Source organism: bacterium (genome assembly GCA_040754625.1).
Lineage (GTDB): Bacteria > JACRDZ01 > JAQUKH01 > JAQUKH01 > JAQUKH01 > JAQUKH01.
In genome coordinates this window covers 1-13,015 of sequence record JBFMCF010000133.1, presented here as the reverse complement: position 1 = coordinate 13,015, position 13,015 = coordinate 1, and the positions used below count along the sequence as shown (strand labels likewise).

The following is a 13,015-nucleotide window of genomic DNA, read 5'->3' as shown; positions in this document are numbered from 1 at the left end:
CCCTTGAAGATTAAAATTGCTTGACTAGTGTCAAATACAGGGCTAAAATTTGATAAGTTTATAAAAGTAGACAAGGAGGAGTTATGGGAAAAAATATATTACCTATATTGAAAGTTATAGCTTTAGTTTCTTCAATTATTATCGCTTTAATCGCAATTTTATATATTGCTGATATTTTTTCAGGGGAATATGTTAAACGTTTAGCATTAAAGGTCATGGCGGTCATAGGAATTATATCAGCAGTTTCTATAACAGCCATCTTCCTCACGGGTAAGAAGGAATAATTATAACCCGTGAATAGTAAATAGAATATTCTTTTGCCAGATTTTGCGGTTTATGTTTTATGATTAACGGTTCCTGAACGAAGCCTTCTCTTTTTTTCTTTTTCAATAATACTTTTCAGTTCTTCCACAGCCTCCTCTAAATCTTCATTTATAACAACATAATCATAACGGGTGTAATATTTCATCTCCTCTTCCGCCTGTTTCAGCCTTATTTCCAGTGAATCCCGGTCTTCCGTGTTCCTGCTTTCAAGCCTCTCTTTTAAAACTTTAAAGGACGGCGGCTTAATGAAAATAAAAAGCCCCCCAGGGTATAATTTCCTGATTTTTTCGGCGCCCTGGACATCTATATCCAGAAGCACATCTTTGCCTTTTGCTAAATTTTCTTCCAGTGCCGCTTTGGGCGTACCATATAAATTCCCATGGACCTCCGCCCATTCGGCAAATTCATTATTTTCCAATTTATTTTTGAATTCTTCCTCCGATACAAAAATATAATCCTTACCGTGAGACTCGCCTTTTCGCGTGGAGCGGGTAGTGCAGGAAATCGAACGGTATAAATCAGGAAAATCCTTATTCAACAATTCAACCAACGTTGTTTTTCCTGCCCCTGAAGGAGCAGAAATTACTATTATCATACCTTTATTATTCGACATTTTGGACCTGTTCTCTTATCTTTTCTATTTCATTTTTTATATTGATAACTTCTTTTGTTAAATTAAAATCGGACGCCTTTGAGGCCATTGTATTGGCCTCCCTGTTCATTTCCTGTAAAATAAAATCCAATTTTTTACCTATGGAATTATTTTTGTCCAATGTATCTTTAAAAAGTTTAATGTGGCTTTCCAGCCTCACTATCTCCTCCGTAATATCAACTTTTTCCGAATAAACGGCCAATTCAGTATAAAACCGTGTTTCATCAAACTCAATTCCACCGGGCATCAGGCTTTTCATTTTTAACTCTAAATTATTTTTGTATTTTTCCAATACACCGGGGATTGTTTTATTAATTCCTTTTAAAATATTATCTATAGCTTCTATCCTGTTTAATATGTCTTTATATAAAGACTTCCCTTCTTCAATACGCATCGCAATCAAATTATCAAGAGCTGTGTTTAACGCCTTTTCTACCGCCTGTGTCAGGGCCTTTTGATTTTCTCTCTGAATTTCTTTTACAACCACACCTTCTATCCGTAATATGTCTCCGAAATTTATATCGCTGTTTATTTTAAATTTTTTTCTAAGCCTGCCAAAAACAGAATAAATCCCGCCGAATATTTCCTCGTCTATTTTAAAAGTGTTTCTCTTGCTCTTTATGCCTTCCTGGATGGAAATATTTATCTGCCCCCTGTGCAATTTTTTTTGAATTATTTTTCTAACGCCAATTTCCAGGAATTGATAATCCTGCGGGAACCTGCTGGATATTTCCAGGGAACTGCGGTTAACGGAACGAAGCTCGATAACTATATCCTCGCCGTCATATTTTGCTATTCCCCTGCCGTAACCTGTCATGCTTTTGATCATTTTAACTCCCGTATATGTGTAAATGCTTTCACGCTTCTACGCATTCATATATTAACTATCTCTCTGGTTCTTTTACATTCTTAATAAGTTCCGCGATTATTTTCGCCGAATTAATCCCGTCGGCATCCGCATTAAAATTAGTTATAATCCTGTGCCTCAAAATCGGCTCGGCTATAGCACGAATATCATCACCTGTAACTGTATACCGGCCGTGCATAACAGCCCTGGTTTTTGCGCCCAGAACAAGATACTGCGATGCCCTCGGCCCTGCTCCCCAGCTGACGCAATCTCTTACAATTTTCGGCGAACCAGGTGTACCCGGCCGGGTGTTCTTCACTAAATCCACTGCGTATTCCACCAGATAATCACTCACGGGGACCTTCCTGATAATCTTCTGCAGACGGATTATGTCCTTTCCGGTCAAAGCTATTTTTAAACAAGCTTCATACGCGGAAGTTGTTAACTTAACGATTTCCATCTCCTCTTGTTTTGAAGGATAATCAATATGGACCTCAAACATAAACCGGTCAAGCTGCGCCTCGGGCAAGGGATAAGTTCCTTCCTGCTCAATAGGGTTCTGCGTCGCAAGCACAAAAAACGGAAGTTCCAGTCCATAAGTCTCGCCTCCCGCCGTGACTTTATATTCCTGCATAGCCTCCAAAAGCGCGGCCTGGGTCTTTGGAGGCGTGCGGTTAATCTCATCCGCGAGGATAATATTCGCGAAAATGGGGCCGGGTAAAAATTTAAAACATCGCCTGCCCGTATTCGCGTCCTCCTGGATAATGTCCGTCCCTATGATATCAGAAGGCATCAGATCAGGCGTGAACTGTATTCGTTTGAATTTTAAATCTAAAACTCTGGCAAGGGTATTTATAAGCAAGGTCTTGGCCAATCCCGGGACACCAACCAGAAGGCAGTGACCCTGCGAAAATAGGGCAATCAGGAACTGCTCAACTACATCTTTCTGTCCGACAATGACCTTTTCTACTTCGGCCAGTATCGCGTCATGGGCCTCTTTTAATTCTCCAACAGCTTTTAACTCCTCTTCTCTTGTCTCCATGCTTAATTCCTTCCTGTCTGCCGTTAAGCAGGAAAAATTTTAATAATTATATTGAACTATTTTGTTTCTGTCAATGATTTTAAGTGTAGCTTTCTTTATGCAAAATTTTTTCCGAGGGACGGCGAATATTGCTGGATACGGATAAAATTCTCGGCTTTTCCCCGGGATCAATATATCCCAAACGCAATATATCAATAATTTCACCCTTGAAATCCCCGGGAACATTTAGAAAACCATCAATGTTTTTACGGCTCTCCGGGCTGTCAACAAGAACCGATAAAAATTGGGCCCCGATATTACAATAGGTCGCGGCAAGCAGTAAACTCTGTATTGAGACGCCTGCGTTAATGTAGTCTTCGGGTTCCAAATTGTTTTTTGAATTATCCGGCTTTAACAAAAAAACGCAAATCATCGGAGAGCCAGCCACAAGCCCGCTGAAATAATCCTTGGAAAGTTTTTTATAATGAAAAATTTTCAAAGGTAAAAACAATTTTATTTCTTCAATAATCCACATTAAAAATTTAAGGATTTTCCCTTTTACCACATTCAAAAATACAATAAAAATTCCATCCGCGTTTTTTATTTTTTCTTCACTGGAATACCTGATCCACACGTTCATTTTTTTTAAATATCCGCTATTCATGTGGACTTTATAAGCCGCGTCATAGATCAGGTTTGCCAATTTCCTTATTCTTAATCTGTCGTCCACAAGCACCAATTCAACCCCTGCAGTTCTTTCAAACATAAAACTGGACAATCCGGATTCCAGCAATAAACGCCGGTGTTTTAAATCAACTTCCCTGCGTAAAAATTTTTTGCGGTATGATTTCCTTTTTGGGATTAAAACAAACGGATTAATATCATCACGGCTGTATTCCGGCAAGGATATTTCTTTCGGCCGCGATAAATTGTCTTCGTAATATTTTCCTTTGGCAGGCTTTATCTCTCTGTCGTTTTTTTCAAGGTACCCGGCCGCCATCAAACAACTCAAAACCATATTACCGGGGACGTTAAGATGTTGTAAAATTTTTAAATGATTTTTTTCATATTTTACGGAAACAGGATAAAAACCTATATTCGAATATTTGGCGGAAAACATGAAATTCGCGATAGCGGCCCCCACAGAAATAAAACCAAGCCTGGCGGCATTCGGGCCGGGATCTTTCCTTACGGTATTGTTAAGCACAACTATTAAATTTGGAGGGATATCGGTTTCATCAACGGCCTGCAGAATTTTTTTGATATTTTCTTTGTCCCGTAAAACAACAAACTCCCATGGCTGAGAATTAAACGGGCTGGGCGCCCATATAACAGTCTCAAATAACCTCTGGAGGTCATAATCAGAAACAGGTTTATCAATAAATGACGGATTAATATCCGGCTGTAAAATAACTGGCATATTACATCTTTCAATTCGCTTACCTAAAACTTAAGAAATTATTTTTTTCTCTTTTTGCGAATCATTTCAAAAAAAGCGCCAAAACGCGTCCGCATCTGTCCGTGATTTTCCCCGGGCAGGTCTGAATTAATTAAAAGGACCGGGATATCAAGCTGTTCTTTTATGGAATCAATAATAATCCTTGATGCCGTGGCATTGTAATTGCATCCAAAATTACAGTTAAAAACAACACCATCGACTCTTTTCATCCTTTTGATATTATTGACTGTCCATCTGGCTTTTTCACCAGGGTTAAAGGTATAAGGCGTGTTAATAAAACGTTCCGCCAGGTTTTCCAGCGGGTCACCATCCTCTCTGGTTTTTAACATATAATTACTCATTACGCATTCGGAACCCACTATTACCCCGCCCAGGTCATCAAGAATATTATAAAGCCCCAAATCTCCCCACGCGATTCCGGTTATAAGAATACGAATCGGATTTTCCTTTAATCCCCACCCTGATTCGTTGTTTCGCAGGCGCTTTTTCAAAAAATCCCGCATATTACACAACACATCCATGCATGCCAGCGGGTCGCCCAGCCAATCCCCGCTGATAAAAGTTGCCAGAATTAAATCCAAACTTGCCAGGGGGGGCCTGTCTTCCAGCATCATATTTTGAATGTCAAAAATAATACCGCGCAATTCATTCTCCAGTTTGATTTCTTTTCGCATAAATTCAGGGTCGTATTTTTCCCCTGTTAATTCCTCTATCTGGATGACAAATTTTCTAAGCTCCGACAGCATAAAATCTTTTGATATGCCTCTTTGCCGTTCGGATAAAATATACGGCTGTTCGCCAAAAACACCTTTGAGTTTTGACCTCAGGGATTCAAAACAATACTGCGAATCGTAACACCATGGGCCGATGAACGGATAAAAAAAATCAAGTTTAATAATATCTTCTGAAAGGACAGTGTAAGCGGCGGCCTGGGCGGGGCAGGCGTCAGGCGAAAGCTGCGCCCTTCCCCTGACAGCATAAGAATTATCGGACACCGCGATCATCCGGCAAAACGCGAAAAAAAACGGGTCTATCGCCGATACCCGGGACCCGAAATAAATATCCGTGGGATTGACCGCCCATTTGCCCACAAATTTATAGCCTGATTCCCGCATTTTTTTCATACGTTCAGGCGTAGATAATATCAAATAAACGAGTTCAGTCATTCCTTTGATACGCACATCCACCCTGTAATCATAAAATCCCGGGAACCTGTATAAGGCCTTCACCATATACAGGAAAATACTGAAAGGACTTATGCCGCCGCCGTCAATCGTCCGCAGCCTTGACAGGTTTGTGATAATATATGGATTTAATAATATTCGAAACGCGAATTGGAGCCTTTTATTAAAAGGCTTCATTTTTATCCCCTTTTTTTGAATTTAAAATAGTTTCAATAAAAGCCTCAATTCTTGTTTTTATCTGGCCTGTATCCGCGCCGCTGTAATCGGAATGTAAATGCAAAATAGGGACCCCTTTCTTTTTGGCATGGTTTTTCATTTCATTAAATTTAAATGAATAGGCGTCACAAAACCTCAATGTGTAATATAAAATGCCGTTTATGTTATATTCCGATAAAAGTTTGTCCAAATGAAAAATCCTCGGATCGCTTTTAAAATCATGATATGGCAATGAGCCGCAGGGCACATTTTTAAGGTAACTATGCGCTATATTTTCTATAGTCGGCTCTTTAATATCAACGAAAGTCAATCTGGAACCGGAACACAACTCATCCATGACAAAATCAACTTTTAAGCTTCGCATTATTTTTAATAATTTTTCATCGCCCGGGGCCAGCATGCCGCCGGTAATCAAAATCCTTAACTTGGGCGGCCCCGCTTTTGGCCTTGATTCTATTTCTCCCGCGAGTTTCTTAAGTAAATCCAGATACACGGTTTTATCCAGCACATTTCCCGCGTTTATAAACTTTATCAATTCATACCATGAAATCCCTGAATCTTTTATTTTTTCATATAACAAACGTTCTAATCCGCGAATTTCATTTGTAACAGCTACGGCTTTTCTGATATTTTCCGGCTCAATTTTGCTGCCCGAAATGTCCTCTAATTCAGCTTTAAAATTGTAGATGCTTTTAATAAAATAATCCAGCCCCTCTTTTGTATAATATTTCCTTGAAAATCCGATATGAATAATCCGGGTTGAAAAATATTTTTCCCAAATTTCCAGTACCCGTTTCATTTGTAAACATGAAGGCGCGTCCGCGACAATATCAACTGATTCGAAATAAAAATCTCCTTTTTTTTGTTTATTGCCTACACACGCGCAGGCAAAAGGGCACGCAGAGGACGTCAAATACCTGTTGCCTATTGAGGAAACTTCAACATCGCCGCCGCGAATAAGGCGGACAGGGACCATCCCCGCGGCCATTATAATTTCAACAGGGACATAGCCGCAAAAATAACCCACTATTTTTACGCCGCTTTCACGAAGTTTTTCTATTTCTCCCGGCCTCTTTTTAAGAAGCATGTCAAGTTCCGTTATTGTATCAAGGTCTTTTTTTTTACCGGCAGGAACAATATCTTTTTTTTGTCCGGCTTGTTCAGAAGCAATCAGGGCCGCGCCATACGCTCCGATTAATTGAGGGTCATATTTAAATTTTAAAAATGAACGGCCCACCTCTGATTCCAGCGCGGCGCAAATACCCCTGTTTTTGGCCACGCCTCCCGTAAACGCTATATCAGGTTCGACTGAATGGCTTTTCGCCATATTGGCCACGCGGCGCGCAGTCGCTAATATCAAACCCGCGGCAATATCTTCATCTTTAACACCTTCAGCCTGCAGAGAAATAATTTCACTCTCGGCAAAAACAGTACACATTGAACTGATTTTGCACGGCTCCGCGGATTTAAAATACAACCTGGAAAAATCTTCCAGTGTCAGGCCCATGACTTTGGAGGTAACTTCCAGGAATTTGCCGGTTCCCGCGGCGCAGCGGTCGTTCATCGCAAAATCAACAATTTCACCGGCACTGTTTACTCTTATAACTTTGCTGTCCTGGCCGCCAATATCAATGACTGTCCTCACAGTGGGGCAAAGCGTATGGATCCCTTTGGCATGGCAGGTAATTTCAGTAACTGTTTGATCGGCAAAAGGCAAAGTTATCCGGCCGTAGCCTGTAGCAACGATATAATCAATCTGCCCTCTGTTTAATCCCGCTTTTTTAAGAAGTTCCTCCAATACATGCTGTCCCCTGTTTGACATCTTTATTTCGGATTCACAGATGGTATCCGCTATAATCCTGCCATCCCGGAGAAGGACCGCCTTGGAGGTCCTTGACCCTATATCAATCCCAATTGTTATCATAATAGAAATTCTATAATTATTTTAAACAAAAATCCATAACTATTTGTTAATATTACAATTAATTTTTAAAGGCGGGGGGGGGAAATTAGATTCCGCAATCTAAATAATGAACGCATTCCCGTCATCTATACTCTCTTTCTTTTTTTCTCCGATTATCTCATTCTTTGACGAATATTCAAGGCGATAAACCTTTATAAATCCTGTTTTAATATCTAACTTTTTCAATTTTTCTATTAACTCGTTTCTTCCTTTTTTATTAAGCCGGCATTCAAAAACGCTTTTTTGGATCCTGAATCCAAAACTTTTCAACGTTTTGTCAACTCTTGCCCGTTCATTGTCGGAAGTAATATCATACACAACGGCGTAATCAGAAATACCTCGCATGGTTATTCCTTAAGTAAATCTGCATTCACACTTTCCAAATATAAAATGTAAGGGATTTATTTTCAAGCATAAAATTTTTAATAATATTTACCTGGACATAGATATTTTCTTTAAGTGAAAGTGAATTCTCCGAAGTCTTTCTTTCCATCTCGGCCTCAAACTGATTAAGGTAACTTTTAACTCCCTCTTTTTTAAGATAAAAACCTCTTTCAGTTTCAACAAAATCATCTTTTGTTATGACTTTCAAATTAACCAGCCGTATAATAAACCTGTCAATCCTTGCCCTGAAAAGTTCTTCAATGTCGCAGACAAATGACTCATAATCATCCAGCGGGCTGTGCAAAAAGCCTAAATAAGGATTCAATCCAACAGCTCTTACAGTCGCGTTAATCCGTGAGAATAAAAGATAATATCCAAAATTTAATAATGAATTAATACGGTCAGGGCAACGTCTGTCTCTTTTTTCTATCTGGAATATCTCGTTATCTATAAAAACATTTAATTTTTGATATATCTTTTTGGCTGTCGAACCCTCCAGCCCGCGAACTTCATGAATATCAGCCGCCTGGTAAATATTCTGAATCACCCTTTCTATTTCGTTGATAAATAGATTCTGCTCTTTTACATATTTTTGTTTAAATAAAGAGATGTAATTATTAAGCTTGCCGACGGCAAATTCTTTTGCGATTGAAAATATTTCCGTTTCGGAAAGAGAATAATATTTTTTGGCATGGGCAAAGGTTATGTCATAATATTTTTTGGAATCTGGCTTTATCGTCGTAATGTAATAACCGGTATTAAGCACAATCGTGAATGGTATATTATTATCAGTGCATTTAGTTATCAGAGCTGTTGAAAAAACAGTTTTTTCCATTACCATTATTTCGCTTATTCTTCTTATGGGAATGGTTTCTATTATTTCCCTGTTTTTCAATATATCAATGGCATCTCCATTTAATGACAGGAACGTATATGGTTCTGTAATGTATAACGGCTTTTTAAAACGTTTCATTTCATCTTCGGATTCAACCTTAACCTCAGAACCTGTAAAGCTTATTCCTAAAAACTGGAACCCGTCTTTTATATGCTTTATGTTTGTCTTTTCTTTCTTAATTTTTAGCCCAAGCCCGGATAAAAATGATTCTGTTTGCGATAAGATATTTTCAGCGTCTTCTTTTGTCCGGGTCAGTATAACAAAATCATCCGCATATCGGATCATTCTCACATTGAATTTTTGCATTTGTTCGTCAAACGAATCCAGGTAGAGATTGGCAAGTATTGGTGAAAGCGGGCTGCCCTGCGCTAATCCTTTTATTCTCGCATAATAAGTCCCGTTTAAAATATAGCCGTTTCTCATGCATTTCTGAATTATGTTTTTCAGGCAAATATCTTTTTGCGGGATGTAAAATTCCAGCAAACGGGTTAATATATCCAAATCCACCGAGGGGAAAAAGTCTTCAACATCGGATTCAATCACAAATTGATAACCTTCGCCAATCGCCGATTGGACTAATTCAATCGACTTCTCACGTGATACTCCCTTTCTAAAACCTATGGATTCTTTCTCAAATATCCTGTCAAAATTCTCAGATATGGTTTTCAACACATATTGCTGGACAATTAAATCTTTAAACTGCAATTGTTCCACCAGCCTGTCAACACTGTCTTTTTTCTTTATGAGAAACGCGATGTTTGGCGACGGGATATAATTATTTTCTGTTATCTGATGAAAAAGCTTTTCCGCATAGACCTCTTCATTAAATGAAAATTTCTCGTCTATTGAAAGCGATTCCAACGCATTATCGTATTTGTCAATCACGTCTTTTATAATTGACAATATTGACTTTTGATTAGGAAAATTTTTATCAAAATACCCCTGGGGTTCTTTATGGAGTAAATAATAGCCTTGCGCATTGGATGTCTTTGTTCCCGTGTGCAGTTCGCTCCCGAGAATAATAAAAGGCAGTAAATCGCTGAATTTGCCTTTTATGTAAAGCCTGCCCACGCATCCATTTATATATTGAATGCGCCCCTGTTGAGATTGAGAAGGATGTGAAATTTGAGTATAATCCCAGTAATAAGGCAAAACAGAAAAATTATCGCTTTGACTGCTATATTTAAACTCTTTTCCAAATAATTTTGATAACCGGTTTTCGAAAGAATTAATGAAAGCAGTCTTTGTAATAGAAGTCCTGTGAGTTTTTGGTTTAAAGGAAAACGGTATTAAAAACTCCAGGCAGATTTCCCTCTCTGAAGATATTTCCCCGGTTTCAGAGAAAACCTTTTCAAAAGTCCGTTCTTCAGGTTCCCCCAGTTCAATAATATCGAAATTCCTGCCCGTATCCGGATTTGACAGATAAGTTTTGAAAGCATCTGACCACTTCTTTACAAAATCCAGATTATACCCGCAGAAAAAGATGTCAATTAAAACCTTGTCTGATTCCCTGAGTTTATAAGTATGTCTTTTGTCCCTTATATGAAAAAAAATAGACGGGTCGTCCATAATCCCCATCAAAATTGAGACACCCTTAATGATTGCCTGAAAAATAGAGACAGGATGGGCTTTCGCAGAAGACAGCATGCGGATGTTGACAAGGGTGACGGATAAACGATGCCATGAAAGAGATGAAAATTCCTGCATAACAAAAATGATTATCCCACATATTTTATTTTATGTAAAGACCTGACTAATTTCAGTTTTTTTCTTTTGCTGATTCTAAAACTTCATTATAAATCTGCTCTGAAAGATAAAAACCAGTCTTGCTTAATTGATCTAAATAGAGCAGTAAGTAAAGGAGATTTAGACACTTTTTTAACTTTAATCCAATTTGCCGATGAAATAACTATAGCATCTTTTTCATCGTCTCCCGCTTCTTCCACTGTTTCCTGCCAAACTGCTTCCGGAACCAATATTTGATGAAATTGTTCCTGCAATAAATCCAACAGCCCTATTTTCCCAAGATGAATAAGAGGCGAACTATTGCTTACAACTTTTAGCATAAGCAATATCCTCCTCCAGGTCTTCTTTTTTATAATGCCGTTTGATTTTACGGGAAGCAAGTTCTTCAATAAATTCCCGTTTGGTCAATCCCGCCATTTGACGGGCCTTCCCCATAGATAATACCCACCGGCTGTATAATGCGAATGCCAATTCTTTTGTAAGTTCTTTCTTTACTTCAGGCACTGGTATCTTCATGGATGCAACTATTTCATCTGTTATTTCAATTTTAACGGACACGAAATTACCTCCTTTTATTTTCAGTTTTAAATAGATTATACAACATATGCCTCTTTATCGTCAATCGACTCAGGCAGGCATAAACTTTATTTTAAAATGGCGAATGGTCTAATATTATTATATCACCTGTAAGGGAAAAATGGTATATCTTCTCATTCCACCCCAAACCCCCTTTTATTCCCCCTTATCAGGGGGACATCTTTGTTTCTCCCCTGATAAGGGGAGATTGAGAGGGGTTCGTCTCTGCCAGCAAGGATGTGCTTCCGCACATCTCCCGCGAAATTTCTGATGTTTCAGTTCGGGCACCCGAATGCTCGTTTGAGCACATATACATACGCGCATGACAATTCCATAAAAGTTTCAGTTCGGGCACCCGAATGCTCGTTTGAGCACACTTGCTTTGTAAACCCTTGATTTATAAGGTCTAAAATGGCAAAAATTCAGAACCTCAACTCTATCCACAGCATTTTTTGACTTATCCACAGGGGTTCTAAATGGATTGAGGAAAATGTTCATTTTTTATACTCCTGAAGGTAAATTTAAAATGGTGAATGGTCGAATATTTTAAAGTGGTTCTGTAATTGTTTTTTCCTGCCAAAATACCTGAAGTAATATCCCAATGAAAAGGCTTGATGCAGTAAAATAAATTATACTTTTGCAAACTTCTGCATCCGCGATGTAAATTGAAAGTATAGGTTTACAAATAAAATATGACAATACAAAACTGTAAATAATACCCATTAAGAATACCCATAAAGCTCTGTTTCTTATTATTTCATTCCGGCATTTATCGGTGAAACATTCATATTCAGAATGACATTCATATAAAAAATATAACAATGTTAGTAAAAACATAAAAATTATTGATATTTTAAACTGAATGGATGTTAATTTGCCGGGCAATCCCATTAAATCCTTACTACTTATAAAAGGTATAATTCCTATCAATATTGAGCCCCAAAGTTTAGGAAGAGAAAGATGAAAAAGAGGAAGAAATGTTTGTTTGGATTTTATATTTAACGCATCAAACCATGCATATCTGGATAAAAGAAATTTTATACAGATATTTATATAGTATTCTTTGCCCCAGCCAGATTCCGACCCAAGATAATTCCATAATTTACCATTATTCAATAGATCTAGTATATCTTTTTCTCTATTAATTCCACATTCTACTAAAACAGAAAAAATATAATCGCACTTCCTGCTCAAACAACATCTAATCCAATAATTCTCCCACTGTGCTTTAAGTTTTTCATCTACATCAATTAATCCAACCGCTAATTGCCGTGTTAAAAGGGCATTTTCGGGAGATATGGGTGGACCTGATGGAATATTTTTTTTATCAAATTTTGAATCAATCACAGAAGGACATCTATTAAATCCAGTTAACCTTTTAATTTTAATTATTTTTTGATAAGTTTCTTTAATATTCATTATAATTCCTTGAAAATTATGCTGCCTCTTAATTCACCCGATTCAATTTCTATATAACCTGTCTTTAATGCACTTTGTCCTGTTGGTAAACTATTTTCTGCGTCAAATCCCATAATAAGGACATCTAATCCAGCTTCTTCATTTAAATAAAATATATGAGTATCACTTATGCCTTTCATATAAGCAAAACATGAAAGAAGCATAACCCAAGTTCCGCAGTGTGATATTGGGAATGATATTTTTTAGCTAAAGGAAATCTAAAAAAGCTTGATAAATCAATAGCGGATTAAAAAAAAGTGAATGTAGTGCAGACCACCCTCTTGAATAAT

At 37.9% G+C, this 13,015-nt stretch carries 13 protein-coding genes; 1 reads left to right on the top strand and 12 read right to left on the bottom strand.

The genetic code is table 11. The features are described from left to right. The first annotated feature begins 83 nt into the window (after positions 1-83). Positions 84-284, top strand: a complete 201-nt coding sequence (locus AB1498_12860) for a hypothetical protein (protein ID MEW6089183.1) — start codon at positions 84-86, stop codon at positions 282-284. A 50-nt stretch (positions 285-334) separates the two neighbouring features. Here AB1498_12860 and gmk read toward each other — a convergent pair whose 3' ends face one another. From gmk to AB1498_12800, 12 genes are all read right to left on the bottom strand, one after another. Next, the gene (gene gmk / locus AB1498_12855; GenBank protein MEW6089182.1) at positions 335-937 is read right to left on the bottom strand and encodes a guanylate kinase; all 603 of its coding nucleotides are present in this window, start codon (positions 935-937) and stop codon (positions 335-337) included. Continuing rightward, a complete protein-coding gene (locus tag AB1498_12850; protein MEW6089181.1) occupies positions 927-1,805 on the bottom strand; it encodes a YicC/YloC family endoribonuclease in 879 nt (292 codons plus the stop codon). Before AB1498_12850 ends, gmk begins: the two co-directional genes overlap by 11 nt. Before the next feature lie 55 nt (positions 1,806-1,860). Further along, positions 1,861-2,865, bottom strand: a complete 1,005-nt coding sequence (locus AB1498_12845) for a MoxR family ATPase (GenBank protein MEW6089180.1) — start codon at positions 2,863-2,865, stop codon at positions 1,861-1,863. A 79-nt stretch (positions 2,866-2,944) separates the two neighbouring features. After that, on the bottom strand, positions 2,945-4,264 hold the full coding sequence (locus AB1498_12840; protein MEW6089179.1) for a nitroreductase family protein: 1,320 nt from the start codon (positions 4,262-4,264) through the stop codon (positions 2,945-2,947). A gap of 38 nt (positions 4,265-4,302) precedes the next feature. Beyond that, positions 4,303-5,664, bottom strand: a complete 1,362-nt coding sequence (locus tag AB1498_12835; protein ID MEW6089178.1) for a 2-hydroxyacyl-CoA dehydratase family protein — start codon at positions 5,662-5,664, stop codon at positions 4,303-4,305. Next, on the bottom strand, positions 5,651-7,627 hold the full coding sequence (locus tag AB1498_12830; GenBank protein MEW6089177.1) for an acyl-CoA dehydratase activase: 1,977 nt from the start codon (positions 7,625-7,627) through the stop codon (positions 5,651-5,653). The genes AB1498_12835 and AB1498_12830 overlap by 14 nt, the downstream gene beginning before the upstream one ends. A gap of 99 nt (positions 7,628-7,726) precedes the next feature. After that, entirely contained in the window at positions 7,727-8,011 is a 285-nt protein-coding gene (cas2, locus tag AB1498_12825; GenBank protein ID MEW6089176.1) for a CRISPR-associated endonuclease Cas2, read from the bottom strand. 25 nt (positions 8,012-8,036) lie between these two features. Continuing rightward, complete coding sequence (gene cas1 / locus AB1498_12820) at positions 8,037-10,652, bottom strand: CRISPR-associated endonuclease Cas1 (protein MEW6089175.1); 2,616 nt, start codon at positions 10,650-10,652, stop codon at positions 8,037-8,039. 86 nt (positions 10,653-10,738) lie between these two features. Then, entirely contained in the window at positions 10,739-11,011 is a 273-nt protein-coding gene (locus tag AB1498_12815; protein ID MEW6089174.1) for a hypothetical protein, read from the bottom strand. Beyond that, entirely contained in the window at positions 10,989-11,249 is a 261-nt protein-coding gene (locus AB1498_12810; GenBank protein MEW6089173.1) for a UPF0175 family protein, read from the bottom strand. Before AB1498_12810 ends, AB1498_12815 begins: the two co-directional genes overlap by 23 nt. A 564-nt stretch (positions 11,250-11,813) precedes the next feature. Further along, positions 11,814-12,686, bottom strand: a complete 873-nt coding sequence (locus AB1498_12805; GenBank protein ID MEW6089172.1) for a hypothetical protein — start codon at positions 12,684-12,686, stop codon at positions 11,814-11,816. Then, positions 12,686-12,889 carry a hypothetical protein gene (locus AB1498_12800; protein ID MEW6089171.1) on the bottom strand — a complete coding sequence of 68 codons (204 nt, stop codon included), beginning with the start codon at positions 12,887-12,889 and terminating at the stop codon, positions 12,686-12,688. Before AB1498_12800 ends, AB1498_12805 begins: the two co-directional genes overlap by 1 nt. Between the last annotated feature and the right edge of the window lie 126 nt (positions 12,890-13,015).